Origin of the sequence: Delftia sp. WSY_16, from assembly GCF_043104415.1 — a bacterium.
GTDB classification, from domain to species: Bacteria; Pseudomonadota; Gammaproteobacteria; order Burkholderiales; family Burkholderiaceae_C; genus Comamonas; species Comamonas tsuruhatensis.
In genome coordinates, this window is sequence record NZ_JBICKS010000003.1 from 91,731 (window position 1) to 109,296 (window position 17,566).

The following is a 17,566-nucleotide window of genomic DNA, read 5'->3' on the forward strand; positions in this document are numbered from 1 at the left end:
AAAAAGATAAGGTAGTTGCAACCACCACGATTGATCGCCGAGGAATCGTAGCACAGCCATTTGCGCCACTTACCGCTTATTTCGGGCACTCAAATCGTGTTTCGGAAAAAAACAACACTTTCAGGGCACCCACAAGTGGAGGACCGGATTATTGCAAACATCTGCGTCCCTGCCTAGCGTTTGCGAGCGGCCAGAGGCGATCTGCCGATTCCCGGCCTACTCCAGGAACAGCCACCACTGGCCGTCCTCACGGATCCAGACCTCCTGCATGCCCATGGGCACGACAGCCCCCTTGGCCATGGGCAGTTGCGCCTTGAACTTGATGTTGAACTCACAGCGATCCGCCTCGCACTGCGCCTTGCCTGCTTCAAGGTCATCGACAGCAGGCGGGGTGCCATAGGCACGGCGGAACTGCTCCTGGGTCTTGATCGCACGGTAGCCAGGCGAGGTGAAGCCATAGGCCTTTGCCACATTCCCATCCACGCGTGCTTGCCAGTAGGCCAGCGAGCGCTCGGCCACGATGGTTTCCGGGTCCTTGGGCTTGCCCAGGCCTGCACAGCCGGCCAGCACGGCAACGCCGGCCAGGGCTGCGCCCCATTGCAGCCAGCGCACCCGGCCCGGCACAGGACGTTGGTTCGTCAAGAGATTCATGAGCTTGTTTTCTCCAAAAAGAAAGTTTCGAGGCATGGCGCCTGCATTGGTTCCGGCCTCAGCGCCCACTGCCCGACGACAGGGGACCGATCTCCACCTCCGCCTTGGACCCGGCGGGCTCCGGCGTTTTGAGCAGCGGGACCAGGGCACGCATCTGATCGCGCAGATCATCGCTGACGCTGCGGATATCCACATCGGAGCGCACCACGCGCGGAGTGATGATGACCAGCAACTCGGTGCGCCGCCCGGAGTTGGAGGTAGAACCGAACAGGTTGCCGACCACGGGCAGGTCGTGCAGGAACGGCACGCCATTGCGGCTATTGGTATTCGTCTCCTGGATCAGGCCGCCCATGACAATGGATTCGCCGGAGCGAACAGACACTCGGCTGGAGAGTTGGCGCTGCAGGAAGGCAGTTTGCTTGGTAATCTTGTCCTCGCTACCCACGTCAATGACCTGCTGGTTGACCGTCATGGTGACGAGGTTGCCGGCATTGACCGAGGGCGTAACCTGCAGGTTGACGCCCGTGTCCTTGTACTGATAAGAATTGGTCGTGGTAGTGCCCACCGTCGCGCTAGTGGAGGTCTCGCCGGACCGATAGGGCTGCTGCGTGCCCACGGCGATGGCGGCCGTGTGGTTGTCCAGCACCATGAGGGAAGGGCTTGCCACCACCTTCACATTAGTTTTGGTCGACAGCGCGTTGAGCGTAGCTCGCACCCTGCTGGCAGAAGACCTCACCGTGTAGTTGAAGCCCATGCCCAGGGCCTCACCAAGGTCGGATGTCGTGCTATCCGCTGTGCGCAGCGTACCGGTGCCGTCGGCATTGCTGTTATGCAATCCACCATTGAAGGACCATTGCAAACCGAATTGCAGTCCATCATTGAGCGTCACCTCGACGATGCTGGCCTCGATCAGCACCTGGGTTGGAGGCAGGTCCAGCTTCTTGAGTGTTACCTCGATGCGCTCGAATTCTGCCGGTGTTCCCCAGACCAGCACGGAGTTGTTGAGTTCGTCGGCCATGACGCGGATGTTGCCGATGCTGGCCGTGCCGCCGCCCTGACCGCCTACACCGGTTTGCCCCAGGCGCTGCTGGTTGTTGCCGAAGCCACTGTTGCCAAGGCCACTGCTACCGAAACCGCTGTTGCCGAAGCCGCTGTTGCCGAAGCCGCTGTTGCCGAAGCCGCTGTTGCCGAAACCGCTGTTGCCGAAGCCGCTGTTGCCGAAGCCGCTGTTGCCGAAGCCGCTGTTGCCGAAGCCGCTGTTGCCGAAACCGCTGTTCCCCATGGAGGTCCCCAGCCCCGGCGCCACGCCGCTGTTGGTTGATGAGCCACCACCCGGTCCGCCAAAGATGCCCGACAGGACGCCCGCCAGATGCTTGGCATTGCCGTTCTGTACGTGATAGATGTTCAGTTGGGGCTGCGCGCCGCCCGAACCGGGCTGATCCAGCTTGGCGATCCAGCGGCGTGCTTCCTCGAGGTAGGCAGCGCGGGGCGTGATCACCAAAATGCTGTTGAGCCGCTCGATGGGCATGATGCGCAATGCGCCAAACAGCGGGTTGCCTTCGCCCAGGGCGGTTGCAGCATTGGGTGCGGCTGCGGCCGCAGCCCCCCCCGGCCGAGCGGCGCCGGCCGTGCCCGCCGCGCCTGCAGCCGGTGCCGCCGCCTGGGCAGCAGCGCCCCCGCCGCTCATCAATTGCAGAGCAGCATTGACTTCCTGGATGGTCACATACTTGAGCGGGAACACGCCCACCGACATGCCCTCCAGCAGGTTCACGTCAAAGGTGCGCACCATCTCCAGCCAGCCTTCGGCCTGGGCGCGCGACCCCACCATGACTAGCAGGTTGCGGACATTGTCCACGCGCACGATGGCATCACCCGGCACCATGGGGCGCAGGATGGACGCCATCTCGTTGGCGCCAATGTACTGAAGCGGAACGATGATGGTCCCATACCCAGGCGCAAGCGGTTTGTCGACCACTGCCTGGCGCACCGTTGCGCCGATGCTCTTGAGCGCATCGACACGACCCACATGGTAGGTCCCTCGCGCGTCGCGGACCATGGCCATGCCATTGGCCTGCAAGGCCGTCTCGAGAAGGTTCAGCGCCTGGTCGGCGGGAACTTCCTTTTGCGTGCTCAGCGTGACGGTGCCTGCAATGGGCGGATGCAGCACATAGTCCAGCGACAGGATGTCGCCCAGCACGGTACGGACCACTTGCGCGAGCGGAGCATCTTCGAAACTGAGCTTGACCGGCGCGCCGGAGACAGGAGGCAGCGCCTTGGGCTCGCCGATCAGCCTGCCCGTCCCTTCCATGATGCGGGGCTGGCGGCCTTCGTCCGCTTTGGAGTCGGATTTCTTTTCCTCCTCCGGCTCAGTGAAGAAATATTCCTGGGTGTGGCCGGTGCCGAAGTGGCTGACGAAGCTCTTCTGGGCCGGTTGCGCGCACGCCAGCAACAACTGGCATACAGCGACGGCCAATACGGTTTGGACGGGACGGTAGTGGAATTTCATGATTTTCTGACCGATCTCTTTCATTTCTGCGGCTTGGCAACGGCAGGGCCACTGCTGCCGAACGACGGCACAGGCGCTCCCTGGCCGCTTCGGGTCAGCCCGGCGGGCAGCGGGAACTGCGGCTCTTCCGGCGCGGAGTTCGCCTGGGCAGGGGATCCCGGCCGTGGAGCGGCTCCCTTGTCCATACTGGATCTGGCGATGGTGAGCGTGCGCCGGCTGCCTTCACGCTCCAGCTCAACCTCACGTCCATCCACCCGGATGAGCTTCCAGCCATTGAGGCTCTGGTTCACCATCAGACGCTGCTCCTTGCCGTCGACGCGCAGGATGATGCCCGTCACCTTGCCCGCGAACGAGCCCAGCACCTGGGCATTGGCCAGGCGGTCGGGCTCGGGCTCCTTGGCAGGTGGCGGCGGTGGTGGCGGCGGCGGCGGCGGGCGGCGTGTCATGGCGAACAGCGGACGCTCCTGCATCTGCAGGAGTTGCCGGTCATCCTGGCGGGGGGCAGACCCGGACGGAGACTGGGGAACCATGGCCTGGATATCGCCTCGCTGCACTCCTGGCGGTTGCCAGGTCGTGTTCCGAAGTTGAAGCTCGGGCGTCAGCCACAGGGCAGCCAGCCCTGCGCACAGTATGAGCTGGGTGCCTGCAATGCCCCAGACCGGTAAATTAGGCCGCCTCACGAGATTTTGCTCCGGAGAATGCTGAACGTGAATTGCGCGCTGAGCTTGGGTACGGCCTTGGGATCATTGCTCAGCAGGCTGCCCTGCAGGCTGATTTCCAGATCGTCGAGCCATACGGTGGGAGAGAGGTCCTTGAGAGCCACCAGCGCCAACTGGATGGCGGACCATGCGCCCTCGGCCGTCATGGCCACGCTGATGCGTTCATAGGCGCCATCGTCGGTCACCGGCTTGACCTGGCTGCTGACCACCGACAGGCCCGCCGCATCGAGCATGGTGCGCAACCTCTGCTGCATGCCATTGCCGGTCTGGGTCGCATCCAGCTCTCCGGGATAGACATGCTTGGCCTTGATTTCCGCCACCTGGACCAGGGCCTGGCGGATTTCATCTTCCTGGTCGCGCATTCCCAGCAGCCGCGCATACCGGGGCGCCAGCGTATCAAGGGCTTCCTGCGCGGCCTGATGCCGGCCATAGATCCAGAGTCCAGCCAGGCTCACAGGAACGAGCACCAGCAAAACGAGCGCGCCCAGCAGCAGCAACTGGCGTGCCAGGGGGGCAGGTATCGCGATTTTCATTGGCCCTCCTTGGCAGCCGGGGGCACAGAGGCAATACCAGGCTCCGCAGAGGTGCCTTCCGCCGGCGTGGCCGGCTCGTCAGGCAGAGCATGGGAGCCAAACACCTTGGGGTCGATCACGGCCTCCAGGACAAAACTGTCCTTGCTGGTCCCTGCGGCCCGCGTGACGGCACTGGGCAGTTGCACATCGACGAACCCCGGCACCTTGGAGAGCAGGTCCACAGCGTGCGACACATTGCCGCTCAACCCCAGCACCGTGAGCTTGTTTCCCTTGAATTGAATGCGCTGCACAGCGGTGTCGTCGGGCAAGGTGGCCGTCAACGCGGACAGGACACGCAGGTGGTCGAGTTGCTGGCGCTGGCGGTCCAGCAAGGTGGCCACATCCTGCCCCCCTTCCGCCAGACCCTGCCGGGCAGCCACGACCTCCGAGACAGAACGTGAAAGCTGGGTGAACTGCCGCTGGGCATCCAGCGCGCGAAACCGCAGTTGCAAAGAGGGCGTGGCAGCGATCGCCAGAGCCAGGGCCAGCACGGCGCCCAGGCCTAGCATCAGCCAGCGCCAGCGCCATGCTTCTTTTTTCAGGCGCTGCTGCTCGCCGAAGCCGTCAAGCATGACCGGGATACCCGATGCGCTCATCGCCCAGACCTCGGGCTCGGCGCCCTTGGCCAAGGCCGGATGGTCGGCGAACGCCTTCAGAAGCCCGTCGATGTGAGCACGCGAGACGATCACCACATCGACCGGACCCTGCGACGGAATAGCGCCATGCGCCGCGTCGGGGGCCTTGCGCCGGACGTAACCGCAGACGGTGTCCAGCGCGGAAAACGGGGACATGGTCTGCACGTCCAGCGCAACCGCCCCCTGCAGTGAGGCAGGCGGCATGGCAGGCAGGCGAAGGCTGCGTGACAGGACATTGCCTTCATCCACGAGCACCGCCACGCCAGCGGGGACGGAGCTGCCCTGCCCCGGCTCCTGCCAGCTCAGCCAGCGGCCTGCACGCACCCATGCACCTGCCTTGTGGCCCAGCACCTCGATCCCAGAGGCGGGCATGAGGCGGCGGAGCACCGGCCAATCCATCATCTGCGGCCATGCTTCCTGCCATTGGCGCCCCAGCGCCGACAGGTCCAATCCAAAAAGCTTGGCGTCGGAGGTCATCAATCCCATGAAGCCTGCCATTTCCTACAAAAAAACTGTCTCATCACGACGAATCCTTCTAGCAATTGCAGCGCGCTGCCCTGTACATCGCCACGGGGCACCCACTACATACGTCCTTGCCATACCTGCATGGAAGAGAAATCCGTCCACGGCAATTGCCCCATAGGCCGCTGCTGGCGCACGTCCACCTGGCGCATGACCAGCACCGCCCCCGCTGCATCAAAAGGAACGCGCGCTATCACGGTGTACCGCGAACTGGACTGCGCCTGGCGAATCCCACCCACGTCCGCCGTCTCCAGCACCGCCCTCAGTGCCAGGGGCGATGCTTCGAGGTTGACGCCCGGGCGCCCATCTGAATCCGCGACGACGAAATGGCGCAGAGGTGCGTAGATGGCATAGGTCATACCGGGCACCTGCAGCAGGTCTTCAGTGGTTTCGAAAGGCACTCTTATAGAGCGCCGCCTCATCTCCTCGCGGGTCTGGACAATGGCCTGGGCCATCGCTTCCGCCTGCCCGCTTCCGAGTCCCGAAAACCGGGACAGCACCAGTGCCAGCAGGGCAGGCGGCGCATTGTTGATGTTGACCAGGCCACTCCAGGGTATGACTTCGACCGGGATTATCCGTCCCGCGACCGGAACCGTCACCGATTCAAAGGCCTTCAGGTTTGTCGGGCTGGCCGCCATGCGCTGCAAAGTCAGGTAAATCGCCGCCTCACCCACGGCCCGGCCTTCGGCCATGTTGCGGGTCACCCCTCCAACCGCAGCCTCCTGGCGGACGACCCCGCCCAGGCTGCTGGCAAAAATGGCCAGTGCAGCGACAATCCAGAGCACCAGCACCAGCGCCATGCCCTGATCGCCCCTTGCCACGGCCGCCCGCCGTCTGACGCGCGACATCATTGCTGACCTCCACCGAACGAAGGCATCAGAACGCTTCGAGGGTTCGATCCAACCGGTGTGCGCATGGCGATGACCATCATGGGCCACACACCCGACGCCGCCTGCAACTCGATCTGCACAGCGGATGGCAGCTCCTTTTCATTGTCTTTCTCGGGTCCCCATTGCGGCTGCCAATGTGCCACGCCCAGCTTGGCATTCTGGTAACGCAAGGCAAAAGCCGTGACACCGCGATCAATCACATAGGACTGGCTCTGCCCCCAGTCGGGCATGACATCGGGCCCCTGCCAGGGCGCGAAGCGCAACACCAGAGCATCCCCCTCGACCGAGAGCTGGAAGTGGGTTCGGCCACCCATGCCGAAGCGCGCGGGCATGATACCCAGCCAGCGCATACCTTGTGGGCCGCCTTCGAAGAACAGTTCGCTCTCGCCCTGCTTGCGCAGACCCGCCTGCCGCCGTATGGCAGAGGCCTGGCCCAGGACGGAACGCAGAAAAGCGACGGACACGCGCTGATGGTCCATGCGGTCCAGCCGCGCATCGACACGCTCCTGCGTCTGCGAAACCGTGGACATGGCCGATGCCAGTCCAAGCATGAGCAGGGACAGCAAGGCCATGACCACCAGCAACTCGACCAGGGTGAAGCCCCGCTGGCCTGCCGGCAAACGGCCATGCCGGCTCATCGTGCCACCTCGCCCTGCTGCAATGGGCGCTGGGGGCGCAGAGTCTCGAAGACCCAGCTGCGCCCTTCGGCGGAGATGGTGATGCGCAAGGCATGGAGCGGAACTGCGGTCTCGGGCAGATCGGCCACGGGAAAAGGTGCCGAGGCCACCTGCCATGCATAGGCGCCATCCTGGCCCGAAGCCTGCGTGCCTCCAGGATCTACCATGGGAAATGCATCCATCAGCGAATCTGCCAGCAGGGCCACGCCCTGGTTCTGCTCCAGCTTGGCCACGCCCCGCGCAGAGCCGCCGACCGCGCGATAGATGAGGGCCAGTGAGAGGGCCATGATGGACAGCGCCACCAGCAACTCCAGCAGGGTCATGCCCCGCATCCTGGGGCGGAAACCGGCGTGCCGACTCACTACAGGGCCTCTTTGGTGACCTGGCCGGACAGCCAGTCAACGCGCAGGCGCACGCCACCGCCGCTTTGCGCGCGGGCCAGAGAGATGCTGCCCCCCGTGGCACCGCCTTCCGGCAGGAAGACGATGGTCTGGCTGCCGTCGGCCAGGGCCATGCCCGCCGCCGTGGTCAGTTGCACGGTCAGGCTGTCCGGCAGCCTCACCGAGGCCTGCCCGGCGATACCGTACTGGCGGCTATTCGTATTGACCGCAAAGGTCACGGGCATGCCCTGCAGCGTGGCCTGCTGGCGTGCCTTGCGCAGCAGGGCCGTGACATCCTGTACGGTCTGTCGGTAGTCCACGGCATCGCGCAGCTTGCCCATGGCAGGCGGGATGATGCCGATGATCGCGCCGAGAATGGCGAACACCACCAGCAGTTCGATCAGCGTGAAACCCTGGACGCGATTCAAGACTCATCCTTGGCGAAACGGTACGGCAACGGCTGCTGCTGAAAGGGTGTTGCGCAACGCGTTACTTGGTGTTGCGCACGTCAGAGGCCTCGCCCTCGCCGCCAGGAGCACCGTCCGAGCCCAGCGAGAGGATTTCCACATCGCCGTTGGCAGCCGGATAGGTGTAGCGGTAGGGATTGTTCCAGGGGTCGTTGGGCACGCCACCCTTGAGGTAGGGGCCAGCCCAGCCTGCTGCACCTGCCGGCTGCTTGACCAGCGCGTCCAGGCCCTGCTGCGAGGTGGGATAGCGGCCCACGTCGAGCTTGTACAGCTCCAGCGCCTTTTCGATGTCGGCAATCTGCACGCCGGCCGTCTTGGTCTTGGCTCCACCCAACTGGTTCAGCACCTTGGGGCCGACCAGGCCGGCCAGCAGGGTCAGGATGGCCAGCACGACCAGCAGTTCGATCAGCGTGAAGCCACGCTTGCGGGCGCGGGAGGACAGTTGCTTTTGCATGCGCATCATCTTCTACATACCTTTCAGACAATTCAGATTCATCAGACGGCCAGATCGTTGACGGACAGGATTCCGAGCAGGATCGACACGATGATGGAGGCGATAAGGATACCGAGGACCAGGATCAGCGCCGGCTCCAGCATGGTCAGGAGGCGTTTGATCGCGTTTTCGACCTCGCGGTTCAATATGTTGGACAGCTCCAGCATCATGTCGCCCAGGCGGCCGGTTTCCTCGCCCACCCGCACCAGATTCAGGGCCAGGGGCTCGAATTCTCCGGTTTTCTGGGCAGCATGGGCCATGCGATGGCCTTCCTTGACCATGGGACCCATTTTTTCCAGGCGCTCGCGGATGGCGACGTTGGAGACCGTGTCGCTGGCAATGCGCAGTGCGGTCAGCAGCGTGACGCCGTTACCCAGCAGCGTGCCCAGCGATCGGCTGAACAATGTGAGCTGGTACTTGCGCACCACGCCACCCAGGCCCGGCAGGCCCAGCAGCCACGATTGCCAAGTCTGGCGGCCCTTGGGGCTCTTGACCCAGCGGGAAAAGGCCCAGCCCAGCGCGCCCAGCACGATGAACACCGCCCAGCCGTAGCTGCGAAACGCATGGCCCAACCCCATCACGAACTGCGTGGGAAGGGGCAGCGCGTCGCCCATGTCGTTGAAGAGTTGCTCGAACTGCGGGACCACGAAGCCCAGCATGGCCACCAGGGACAGCACGGCCACGCCCAGCAGGATGGCCGGATAGATGGTGGCCGAGACCACGCTGTCGCGCAGGGCACGCTGGCGCGCCATGTGTTCCACCAGCCGGTTGAGCACGCCCGACATCTGGCCGCTGGCCTCGCCCGAGCGCACCATGTTGATATAGAAGTCGCCGAACAGGTCATGGTGCTTGCCCAGCGCCTGGCTCAGCGGCATGCCGGCCTTGACGCTGTCGAGCACGGACTGGAGCATGGCCTGCATCTGCACCTTGTGGCTCATCTCCACCAGGACCTTGAGCGCATTGTCCAGCGACAGGCCGGCACGCATCATGATGGCCAGTTCGGTGGTCATGCCCTGGATGTCGTCGGCCTTGATGCGGCCTTTCTTGAGCGCACGCGCCGCCAGCGGCACATTGCCCAGGCTTGCGGCTTCCTCGACCTTGATGGGCGACAGGCGGCTCTTGCGCAGGTGCACCACCACCTCGGCCACGGCCGCAGCGGAAAAAGTGCCCTTGACCATCTGACCGCGGCTGTCCACGGCCTCCCAGCTGTAATCAGGCATCGCTCTGGTCCTGGGTCACGCGCAGCACTTCGTCGAGCGTGGTGACGCCCGAAGCCACCTTGCGCAGGCCGTCGTCATAGAGGCTCAGCATGCCGCTCTTGGCGGCCATGGCATGCAGGGCGTTGGCATCCTGGCCTTCGATGATGGCGCGGCGCAGCGGCTCGTCGATGACCATGAGTTCGTGGATGCCGGTACGCCCCTTGTAGCCCGTGCCGCGGCAGTGCTCGCAGCCGACGGCGCGGTAGATGGGCGAGCCCTCGCGCAGAAAGCGCTTGAGGCCGCTGCCCTCGATGGCGGCCGTCGGCAGTGTGTCGGGCTGCTTGCAGCGCGAGCACAGCGTGCGCACCAGCCGCTGGGCCAGCACGCCGTTGACCGAGGAGGTGATCAGGTAGCTCTCCACCCCCATGTCGCGCATGCGGGTGACTGCGCCTGCGGCGGTGTTGGTGTGCAGCGTGGACAGCACCAGGTGACCTGTCAGGGCGGACTGCACGGCGATCTGCGCGGTTTCTCCGTCACGCATTTCGCCGATCATGATGATGTCCGGGTCCTGGCGCAGGATGGAGCGCAGGGCGTTGGCGAAGGTCAGGTCGATCTGGGGATGGACCTGGATCTGGTTGATGCCGTCGAGCTGGTATTCGACCGGGTCCTCGACGGTGATGATCTTGTTGGAAACCGCGTCGATCTTGGACAGGGCTGCATACAGCGTGGTGGTCTTGCCAGAGCCCGTGGGGCCCGTGACCAGCACAATGCCGTGCGGCTTGGCCAGCAGCGTGTTGAATTTCTCGAGCGTGTCCGCCTCGAAGCCCATGCTTTCCAGGCGCAGCCTCACGCTGGCGCGGTCCAGCACCCGCATGACGATGCTCTCGCCATGCACCGTGGGCGCGGTGGAGACGCGCAGGTCCAGTTCGCGGCCCTTGGCGCGGGTCTTGATGCGGCCGTCCTGCGGCAGGCGGCGCTCGGCAATGTCCAGATGGGCCAGCAGCTTGACGCGCGAGCCGACGGCGGCGCTCAGGCGCGGCGGCACGAGTTCGGCCGCGTGGATCACGCCGTCCATGCGGTAGCGCACCTGCAGGCCGGCTTCAAAGGGCTCGAGGTGGATGTCGGAGGCGTGCAGCTCGATGGCGCGGGAAATGATGCCTGTGACCAAGCGGATGACGGGCGCCTCGCTGGCCAGGTCCTTCAGATGTTCGACGAAGTCGCCACCCGTGGCGTCCGATTCCCAGTCCTGGCCTTCTTCCCCTTCGGGTTCCTGGCCTGCTTCGGACAGTGCCTTGCGGATGTCGGCCTCCAGCGCCAGCACGGGCTTGATCTGCAGCCCCGTGGCCAGGCGCAGCGCCTTGGTGATGAAGGGGTCCTGCGGCACGGACATGGCCACTTCGAGCACGCCGTCCTGCAGCGAAATCGGGCAGACGCACTGCGCATCCAGAAAACTGGCCAGCAGGCCAGGCACGTCGGGCAGCAGGTCGGGAAACTCTTCCGCACGCAGCCAGCGCATCTGCAGTTGCTCGGCCAGCGCCTGGGCCACGTCGGTTTCCGCCACCACACCCAGCTGTACCAGCACCTGGCCCAGGTAGCCGCCCAACTCCTGCTGCGCCTGCAGGGCGTTTTGCAGATCGCGCTCGTTCAGCTTGCCGGCGGAAAGGAGGCGTTCGCCCAGCCGCCCCTTGATCGGGGCTTCGACAGCGGCAATCGGTTCCATGAGGTGATTGGTGGAAGACATTGCCGCGGATTATCCACTGTCGCCGCATCCCCCGCCAAAGGCATAGCATGCGACACCCAGGGGCGCCGCCTTCCCGTCATCAACTGTTACGTGCGCAATCGTGCGGCGCGATGCTGCGCTGCACGATGAAAAGTGGCCTCAGGCGGTTTCAGGCGTTGTCAGGTGGTTCAAGGCGGCTTCAGGCCGCCTTCACCGCCTCCGCGGGCAGGCCGCTGGCATCACCCCAACGGCGCTGGGCCATGACCAGCAGCCCCTCGAAGATGAGGTTGTCCACCAGTTCGAAAGGCCGCGTCATGCTGGGCACCATCTTCCAGCCAGCGCCGCCGGCCATGACGCAGGCAGGCTCCATGCTGCAGTGCATGTAAAGATGCTGGTACATGCGCTCCACGGCACCGGCGATGGCGTAGGTGCCGCCGCTGGTCAGGGCGTCGCTGGTGTTGGTGGGAAATGGCGTGACCGCGCCCGTAGGCACATGCAGGCCGGCCGTGCCGCTTTCCAGGGCGCGCAGCATGATGCCGTGGCCCGGAAGAATCAGCCCGCCCATGAAGTGGCCATGCTGGTCCAGCGCGTCCACGGTGACGGCCGTGCCGACCATGACCACGATCAGGGGCCGCTCGGGGCCGCGCTGCAGGATGTGCTGGCGCGCACCGATCATGGCCACCCAGCGGTCCGCACCCAGGCGCGACGGAAAATCGTAGCCATTGGTGACGCCGGCCTCGGCTGCGCTGGGCACGGCCCACTGCGGCTCGAAATCCCAGCCCAGCATCATGTCGATCTGGTCGTGCACGCGCCGTCGCGCCGTGTCGCCAGCCACCACGCAGCCCAGCATGCGCGTGGGCGTGGGCAGGTCGCTCCACGGCCCTTCGGCCAGGTGCTCGATGTGCTCAAGGAACTCGGCGCCGTGCGCCAACAGGGCAGCGCCAGGCCGATGCGCGTCGTACATCGCCCATTTCAAGCGGGTGTTGCCGATGTCTATGGCCAAAAAAGTCATGGGCGGGATTATCGGAGTTTTCCGGAGGATAGCGTCAGCCATGGACGACAACTGAGTGAGGACGTGAACGCAAGAATGGCGCAAATGTCAAAAATCCGGGAGCGCTCCTGCCCGGCAGCGCGCGCTGCCACTGTTAGGCGTTACATTGGCCTTTCCGTTTTTCCACCCACCAACAGGAGTCACCCATGGGACTTTTCAGTTTCATCAAGGAAGCCGGCGAAAAGCTGTTCGGCGGCAGCGCCGCACAGGCAGCCGAGCCTGCGCAAGACCTGAATGCCAAGGCGGCCAAGGCCATCGAGACCTATATCGGCACGCAGAACCTGGGCGTCAGTGACGTGAAGGTGCAGTTCGACGGCTCGCAGGGCAAGGTCACGGTGCTGGGCACGGCACCTACCCAGGCGGCCAAGGAAAAGGTGACGCTGTGCTGCGGCAACGTCTCCAGCGTGCAGTCCGTGGACAACCAGATGACGGTGACCAACCCCGAGCCCGAAGCCCAGTACCACGACGTGGTGCGCGGCGACACGCTGTCGGCCATTGCCAAGAAGTTCTATGGCGATGCCAACAAGTACCCGGTGATCTTCGAGGCCAACAAGCCCATGCTGAGCCACCCCGACAAGATCTACCCCGGCCAGAAGCTGCGCATTCCGGCAATCTAAGCCCCCCCTGAGCGGCGTCGCCGCTTCCCCCTGAGGGGGACGACACCCTCGCGGCGGGGCGGCCCTTGCTCGGTGTCTCTGACCTGGCTCATGCCAGTTCTGGATGCCGCGAATTAGACCTACCCCGCTCCGAGAAAGGCCGCAATAGCGGCCTTTCTCAATGAAAGATTCAGTATTTACCGCTCAACAGCGCACCGAATCCCGGAACGGCTGTCGGCAAGCCCAGGCGCTTGAGCATCATGAACGTCGTGGCCACCGAGGAAGACAGTACCGGCAGGCCCACGCGGTCCTCGATGGGCTGCACCGAGGCCAGCGAGGGCATCTGCACGCAGGCCGAGGCGATGACCGCGTCGGCATTGGCCGTGTTCAGGCGCCGCGTGATCTCGATGGGTGCGCGCGCATCCTGGGCGCCCACCTGCAGGTTGTCGGCAATCTCCAGCGAGATGCTGTCCACCACTTCGATGCCTTCGTTCTCTATGTAGTCGATGACCAGCTGCGTCAGCGGCTTCATGTAGGGCGCCAGCAGCGCCACCTTCTTCGCGCCGATGGCGTGCAGGCCATCGACCAGGGCGCCGGCGCTGGTGACCACAGGCGCGGGGCCGCCGTTGTCCACGGTGCGCTGGTGCAGGCGCGTCTCGGAGACACGGTGGTAGCCGCGCCCCATGCTCATGATGGCCACCAGGCAGGCATAGCCGAGCACATCGACACGCGCATCCGACAGTTCCAGCGCGCAGCGGTCGCTGTCGCCGTCCATGGCAGCCAGCTCCTCCTTGGTCACATGCTTCATGCGCATGCGGCTGGAGTGAAAGGTGAAACGCTCGGGCGCCAGGGCCTCGCGGGCCCGCAGGATGGCGGGGATCTCGGTCTCCATCGTGGTGTTGGAGCTGGGCACGATCTGCCCGATACGGAAATGGTTTTTGGCTGTCATGTCAATCCATCGTGATGTGGTTGGCCTTGATGACCTTGCCCCAGTGGTCCGTCTCGCGCTGGACCAGGGCGGCCAGCGCCTGCGGGCCGAGGAATCGCGGCTCCACGCCCTGCAGGGCCGCGCGCTTTTGCACGTCAGGCGACTCCAGGGAGGTCTTGAGCGCGTCCGACAGCCTGGCGATGGCGTCGGGCGGTGTGCCCGCAGGCGCGAACAGGCCGACCCAGGCCTCCAGCTCGAAGCCCGGCAGGCCCGCTTCTGCGGTGGTGGGCACATCGGGCAGCATGGGATGGCGCGTCTTGCTGGTCACGGCCAGGGCCCTGAGCTTGCCCGTCTGCACATGGCCCAGCACCGAAGGCGGCGTGGTGATGAACATCTGCACCTGGCCGCCCAGCACGTCCTGGATGGCCGGGCCGGACCCCTTGTAGGGCACATGCGTGATCTGGGTCTGGGTCACCTGGGCGAACACGGCCGTGCCCACGTGCGACAGCGAGCCATTGCCCTGCGACGCATAGTTGACCTTGCCCGGGTTCTTGCGCAGGTAGGCAATGAATTCCTGCAGACTGTTCGCCGGCACCGAAGGATGGACGGCGATCACATTGGTGGCGGCCACGATCAGTCCCACGGGCACCAGCTCGGACTGGGCCCAGGGCAGCTTGGGAAACAGCGCCGGATTGCCCACGTGGTAGGCCGAATACGAAGCCAGCAGCGTGTAGCCGTCCTTGGGTGCCCTGGCCACCATCTGGTAGGCAATGTTGCCGCTGGCCCCGCCCCGGTTGTCCACCACGACCGACTGCCCCAGCAGGCGCGACATCGGATCGGACGCCAGGCGTGCCGCCGTGTCCACCACGCCTCCGGGCGGATTGGGGACCACGAGGGTGATGGACTTGGCTGGAAAGGCCTGGGCCTGGACGGTTCCTGCGCCCAGCAGGGCGGCCGCTGCCAGGCCGGCGGCCTGCAGCACAATGCGTCGATTCATGCTTGTCTCCATGTTCTCTTTGTACCGGCGCATTCTTGCGGGCCTGCTCGCGGTCGAACAGCCGTATCTCGTTGATCCATCCTTCGTCTCTGGTGGAGGATGCGAATGATCAACCTGCACCGATTCGATCTGCTGACGCTGCGCCTGTATGTGGCCGTGGTCGATGCCGGCAGCCTGACGGCGGGCTCGCGCACGCTGGGGCTGTCACTGGCAGCCGCCAGCAAGCGCGTGGCCGAGCTGGAGCAGCACTGCGGCGTGACCCTGCTGGTGCGCAGCAAGCGCGGCGTCACGCCCACGCCCGCCGGCCAGAGCATGTACCACCATGCCGTGGACGTGGTGGCCCGGCTGGAACATCTGGCCCTGGCCATGGACGACTTTCGCAGCGGCGCCACGGGCCAGTTGCGCCTGTGGGCCAACAACTCGGCGTTCGCAGGCTTTCTGCCCCGGCTGCTGGCCGACTTCATGGCGGCCCACCCGGGTGTGTCGGTGGACCTGGAAGACGCGCTCAGCGAGGAATCCGTGCGCGCTGTGCTCAGCGGCGTGGCCGAGCTGGCCATCATCGGGGAGAACACGCCCCTGGAAGGGCTGAGCACCCAGGTCTGCGATGTGGACGAGCTGGTGCTGGTCATGCCGCGCGGCCATGCGCTGGACACGGACGACGACTCCCCCGTGCCCCTGGCCACCGTGCTGGACCACGACTTCGTGAGCCTGGCCCGCTCCACCTCGCTGATGCGGCGCATTGCGGCCGAGGCCGAATCCATCAACCGGCCCGTGCGGATCCGCATCCAGGTGCGCAGCTTCGATGCCATGTGCCACATGGTCTCGGTGGGCCTGGGCCTGGCCATCCTGCCGCGCGCGGCCACCGCGCCGCACCTGGCCGCGCGGGCACTGCGGCTGCGCCCGCTGGGGGCGCTCAACACCCGGCGCCGGCTGTTGCTGGCCATGCGCTCGCAGGCCACGCTGTCGGGACCGGCCCAGGCCCTGGTGGACATGGTGGCCGCCCGGGCGGCGGCGCTGGGGTTCGCGCAGCCGCAGCGCTGAGCGACGACAGGCTGGCGCCGGCTTACTGGCGCCAGGGCAGGCCGCGCAGGCGCCAGCCGCCGACATGGCCGCGCTGGCCGCTGGCGTCCACATCGCCCTCAAAGCCTTCGAGGATGTTGTAGGCCTCGATGCCCAGTTGCGCTGCGCGTTGGGCAGCGGCCACCGAGCGCACGCCGCTGCGGCACAGCAGGACCACCTTGCCGCCTTCAGGCACGGCGGCGCGCAGCTGGCTATCGAAATCGGGGTTCATGGCCATGGACGGCCACTGCTTCCAGGCCACGGCCACGGCGCCGGGTACGCGGCCCACCCACTCGCGCTCGGCATCGGTGCGCACGTCCACCAGCGCGGCTTCGCCGGATTGCAGCCATTGCCAGGCAAGTTCGGGTGGAATGTCGCCGGCATAGCCCTGTGCGGGCTGGACGGTCAGGGGAATGGCTGCGGGAACGGGAGCGTTTGCGGACATGGATGGGCTTTCTTGATAGGACGCGGTTGTGTGCCCGGCAAGAATAACCGTCCAGCCCGACTGGCGCCGCCTCGCCGGTGCCCGGATCGCCTACTCCCAGGGCGGCAGCAGCTTGTCACGCAGCACCTGGCGCTGCGCCTCCCAGCCCGGCATCACGCTGGCCACCGTGGCCCAGAAGCGCGGACTGTGGTCCATGTGGCGCAGGTGGGACAGCTCGTGCACGACCACGTAGTCGATGACCTCGGGCGTGTGCTGCATGAGCCGCCAGTTCAGGCGGATGGCCCCTGCGGTGTTGGCGCTGCCCCAGCGCGTGCGCGCGCTGGTCAGGCGCAGGCTGGTCCATTGCACGCCCAGCAGCGGCGCATGGCGCTGCAGGCTGGCCGTGAACCAGGAGCGGGCCTCGCGCAGCATCCAGGCCTGCACGCAGGCACGCACCTCGGCAGCTGATGCGTCTGGCGCCAGGGGCAGGTGCAGGGACTGGCTGCCGTCGGCCGCCTGTTCGCGGTGGACCTGGCGGGTGCGCAGCGGCTGGGCTTCGCCACCGGTGAGAAGCAGTGCCAGGGGACGCCCCAGATAGTCGATCTCGCCGCCGTGCTCCCACCGGATGCGTGCCGACTGCTGGGCCCGCTGGCGCTGCCCGGCCTCCTGGAGCTTGCGCAGTATCCAGCCCGACTTCGCATCCAGTGCCTGCCCGATGGCCGTCATGCTCACCCATGCGGGCGCGCTGACCACCAGCCCCTGTGCGCCGATGGTGAAGCCTATGGTGCGCCGGCGCGACCGCTGCAACCGATAGTGCAGCACCTGCCCCTGGAGAACCGCCTGCTGGTTGGCTTGCGGATGAACGAAGGAACTGTGCACGGAGCCGGCGGGCGGGGTGGGTGCAGGTGCAGGTGCAGGTGCAGGTGCAGGTGCAGGTGCAGGTGCAGGTGCAGGTGCAGGCAAAGCCTGCGGCGCTTCGGGTTGAGCGGATCGCTCACGGCGCGGCCTCAGCCCGCCGTCCTGTCTTTCCACGGCGGGCGGCACCAACCAGTCCCAGGAACGCTGTGCCGTGTCCGCCAT

19 protein-coding genes are annotated in these 17,566 nt (G+C 65.7%); 2 read left to right on the forward strand and 17 right to left on the reverse strand.

Annotated features, from left to right (window positions below; all coding sequences use genetic code 11):
• Nucleotides 1-216: 216 nt before the first annotated feature.
• The 13 genes from ACF8O7_RS01215 to ACF8O7_RS01275 all read right to left on the reverse strand — a co-directional run bounded on the left by ACF8O7_RS01215 (nt 217) and on the right by ACF8O7_RS01275 (nt 12,443).
• Nucleotides 217-651, reverse strand: coding sequence for a hypothetical protein (locus ACF8O7_RS01215; protein WP_126311304.1), 435 nt, complete (start codon nt 649-651; stop codon nt 217-219).
• A 58-nt stretch (nt 652-709) separates the two neighbouring features.
• Nucleotides 710-3,181 (reverse strand): type II secretion system secretin GspD, encoded by a 2,472-nt coding sequence (gene gspD / locus ACF8O7_RS01220; RefSeq protein WP_126311303.1) that lies wholly within the window; start codon nt 3,179-3,181, stop codon nt 710-712.
• Entirely contained in the window at nt 3,178-3,603 is a 426-nt protein-coding gene (locus tag ACF8O7_RS01225; RefSeq protein WP_223275138.1) for a hypothetical protein, read from the reverse strand. The genes gspD and ACF8O7_RS01225 overlap by 4 nt, the downstream gene beginning before the upstream one ends.
• Nucleotides 3,604-3,833: 230 nt before the next feature.
• The gene (gene gspM, locus ACF8O7_RS01230) at nt 3,834-4,409 is read right to left on the reverse strand and encodes a type II secretion system protein GspM (protein ID WP_016451828.1); all 576 of its coding nucleotides are present in this window, start codon (nt 4,407-4,409) and stop codon (nt 3,834-3,836) included.
• Nucleotides 4,406-5,569 carry a PilN domain-containing protein gene (locus tag ACF8O7_RS01235; RefSeq protein WP_223275137.1) on the reverse strand — a complete coding sequence of 388 codons (1,164 nt, stop codon included), beginning with the start codon at nt 5,567-5,569 and terminating at the stop codon, nt 4,406-4,408. Before ACF8O7_RS01235 ends, gspM begins: the two co-directional genes overlap by 4 nt.
• Nucleotides 5,570-5,664: 95 nt before the next feature.
• The gene (locus ACF8O7_RS01240) at nt 5,665-6,405 is read right to left on the reverse strand and encodes a helix-hairpin-helix domain-containing protein (RefSeq protein ID WP_052151666.1); all 741 of its coding nucleotides are present in this window, start codon (nt 6,403-6,405) and stop codon (nt 5,665-5,667) included.
• Nucleotides 6,406-6,452: 47 nt separating this feature from the next.
• Nucleotides 6,453-7,133 carry a prepilin-type N-terminal cleavage/methylation domain-containing protein gene (locus ACF8O7_RS01245; protein WP_034365088.1) on the reverse strand — a complete coding sequence of 227 codons (681 nt, stop codon included), beginning with the start codon at nt 7,131-7,133 and terminating at the stop codon, nt 6,453-6,455.
• Nucleotides 7,130-7,504, reverse strand: coding sequence for a type II secretion system protein (locus ACF8O7_RS01250; RefSeq protein ID WP_264675414.1), 375 nt, complete (start codon nt 7,502-7,504; stop codon nt 7,130-7,132). Before ACF8O7_RS01250 ends, ACF8O7_RS01245 begins: the two co-directional genes overlap by 4 nt.
• 29 nt (nt 7,505-7,533) lie before the next feature.
• A complete protein-coding gene (locus ACF8O7_RS01255; RefSeq protein WP_034365095.1) occupies nt 7,534-7,980 on the reverse strand; it encodes a GspH/FimT family pseudopilin in 447 nt (148 codons plus the stop codon).
• Nucleotides 7,981-8,041: 61 nt separating this feature from the next.
• Nucleotides 8,042-8,482 (reverse strand): type II secretion system major pseudopilin GspG, encoded by a 441-nt coding sequence (gspG, locus tag ACF8O7_RS01260; protein ID WP_034365098.1) that lies wholly within the window; start codon nt 8,480-8,482, stop codon nt 8,042-8,044.
• Between the two features lie 32 nt (nt 8,483-8,514).
• Nucleotides 8,515-9,732 carry a type II secretion system F family protein gene (locus tag ACF8O7_RS01265; RefSeq protein WP_047469286.1) on the reverse strand — a complete coding sequence of 406 codons (1,218 nt, stop codon included), beginning with the start codon at nt 9,730-9,732 and terminating at the stop codon, nt 8,515-8,517.
• A complete protein-coding gene (gspE, locus tag ACF8O7_RS01270) occupies nt 9,725-11,431 on the reverse strand; it encodes a type II secretion system ATPase GspE (RefSeq protein WP_016446467.1) in 1,707 nt (568 codons plus the stop codon). Before gspE ends, ACF8O7_RS01265 begins: the two co-directional genes overlap by 8 nt.
• Nucleotides 11,432-11,630: 199 nt before the next feature.
• The gene (locus ACF8O7_RS01275) at nt 11,631-12,443 is read right to left on the reverse strand and encodes a type III pantothenate kinase (RefSeq protein WP_016446468.1); all 813 of its coding nucleotides are present in this window, start codon (nt 12,441-12,443) and stop codon (nt 11,631-11,633) included.
• Nucleotides 12,444-12,628: 185 nt separating this feature from the next.
• On the opposite strand from ACF8O7_RS01275, the gene lysM reads away from it, so the two are divergent.
• Complete coding sequence (lysM, locus tag ACF8O7_RS01280; protein WP_016446469.1) at nt 12,629-13,099, forward strand: peptidoglycan-binding protein LysM; 471 nt, start codon at nt 12,629-12,631, stop codon at nt 13,097-13,099.
• A 169-nt stretch (nt 13,100-13,268) separates the two neighbouring features.
• On the opposite strand, the gene ACF8O7_RS01285 is transcribed toward lysM, so the two are convergent.
• The gene (locus tag ACF8O7_RS01285) at nt 13,269-14,027 is read right to left on the reverse strand and encodes a maleate isomerase (RefSeq protein WP_016451831.1); all 759 of its coding nucleotides are present in this window, start codon (nt 14,025-14,027) and stop codon (nt 13,269-13,271) included.
• Nucleotide 14,028: 1 nt separating this feature from the next.
• Nucleotides 14,029-15,003 (reverse strand): tripartite tricarboxylate transporter substrate binding protein, encoded by a 975-nt coding sequence (locus ACF8O7_RS01290; RefSeq protein ID WP_016446471.1) that lies wholly within the window; start codon nt 15,001-15,003, stop codon nt 14,029-14,031.
• 105 nt (nt 15,004-15,108) lie between these two features.
• Here ACF8O7_RS01290 and ACF8O7_RS01295 point away from each other — a divergent pair, with 105 nt between their 5' ends.
• Entirely contained in the window at nt 15,109-16,044 is a 936-nt protein-coding gene (locus tag ACF8O7_RS01295; RefSeq protein ID WP_012203224.1) for a LysR family transcriptional regulator, read from the forward strand.
• Nucleotides 16,045-16,066: 22 nt separating this feature from the next.
• Here ACF8O7_RS01295 and ACF8O7_RS01300 read toward each other — a convergent pair whose 3' ends face one another.
• Both ACF8O7_RS01300 and ACF8O7_RS01305 read right to left on the reverse strand, forming a co-directional pair.
• A complete protein-coding gene (locus ACF8O7_RS01300; protein ID WP_012203223.1) occupies nt 16,067-16,507 on the reverse strand; it encodes a rhodanese-like domain-containing protein in 441 nt (146 codons plus the stop codon).
• A gap of 90 nt (nt 16,508-16,597) precedes the next feature.
• Nucleotides 16,598-17,566, reverse strand: a complete 969-nt coding sequence (locus ACF8O7_RS01305) for a M48 family metallopeptidase (RefSeq protein ID WP_126311301.1) — start codon at nt 17,564-17,566, stop codon at nt 16,598-16,600.

What these genes read in the sequence shown, in the direction of transcription:
- ACF8O7_RS01215 (WP_126311304.1), bottom strand. Translation starts at nt 651, where the DNA reads ATGAATCTCTTGACGAACCAACGTCCTGTGCCGGGCCGGGTGCGCTGG.
- gspD (WP_126311303.1), bottom strand. Translation starts at nt 3,181, where the DNA reads ATGAAAGAGATCGGTCAGAAAATCATGAAATTCCACTACCGTCCCGTC.
- ACF8O7_RS01225 (WP_223275138.1), bottom strand. Translation starts at nt 3,603, where the DNA reads ATGACACGCCGCCCGCCGCCGCCGCCGCCACCACCGCCGCCACCTGCC.
- gspM (WP_016451828.1), bottom strand. Translation starts at nt 4,409, where the DNA reads ATGAAAATCGCGATACCTGCCCCCCTGGCACGCCAGTTGCTGCTGCTG.
- ACF8O7_RS01235 (WP_223275137.1), bottom strand. Translation starts at nt 5,569, where the DNA reads ATGGGATTGATGACCTCCGACGCCAAGCTTTTTGGATTGGACCTGTCG.
- ACF8O7_RS01240 (WP_052151666.1), bottom strand. Translation starts at nt 6,405, where the DNA reads ATGGCGCTGGTGCTGGTGCTCTGGATTGTCGCTGCACTGGCCATTTTT.
- ACF8O7_RS01245 (WP_034365088.1), bottom strand. Translation starts at nt 7,133, where the DNA reads ATGAGCCGGCATGGCCGTTTGCCGGCAGGCCAGCGGGGCTTCACCCTG.
- ACF8O7_RS01250 (WP_264675414.1), bottom strand. Translation starts at nt 7,504, where the DNA reads ATGCGGGGCATGACCCTGCTGGAGTTGCTGGTGGCGCTGTCCATCATG.
- gspG (WP_034365098.1), bottom strand. Translation starts at nt 8,482, where the DNA reads ATGATGCGCATGCAAAAGCAACTGTCCTCCCGCGCCCGCAAGCGTGGC.
- ACF8O7_RS01265 (WP_047469286.1), bottom strand. Translation starts at nt 9,732, where the DNA reads ATGCCTGATTACAGCTGGGAGGCCGTGGACAGCCGCGGTCAGATGGTC.
- gspE (WP_016446467.1), bottom strand. Translation starts at nt 11,431, where the DNA reads ATGGAACCGATTGCCGCTGTCGAAGCCCCGATCAAGGGGCGGCTGGGC.
- ACF8O7_RS01275 (WP_016446468.1), bottom strand. Translation starts at nt 12,443, where the DNA reads ATGACTTTTTTGGCCATAGACATCGGCAACACCCGCTTGAAATGGGCG.
- lysM (WP_016446469.1), top strand. Translation starts at nt 12,629, where the DNA reads ATGGGACTTTTCAGTTTCATCAAGGAAGCCGGCGAAAAGCTGTTCGGC.
- ACF8O7_RS01285 (WP_016451831.1), bottom strand. Translation starts at nt 14,027, where the DNA reads ATGACAGCCAAAAACCATTTCCGTATCGGGCAGATCGTGCCCAGCTCC.
- ACF8O7_RS01290 (WP_016446471.1), bottom strand. Translation starts at nt 15,003, where the DNA reads ATGAATCGACGCATTGTGCTGCAGGCCGCCGGCCTGGCAGCGGCCGCC.
- ACF8O7_RS01295 (WP_012203224.1), top strand. Translation starts at nt 15,109, where the DNA reads ATGATCAACCTGCACCGATTCGATCTGCTGACGCTGCGCCTGTATGTG.
- ACF8O7_RS01300 (WP_012203223.1), bottom strand. Translation starts at nt 16,507, where the DNA reads ATGTCCGCAAACGCTCCCGTTCCCGCAGCCATTCCCCTGACCGTCCAG.
- ACF8O7_RS01305 (WP_126311301.1), bottom strand. Translation starts at nt 17,566, where the DNA reads ATGGCGGACACGGCACAGCGTTCCTGGGACTGGTTGGTGCCGCCCGCC.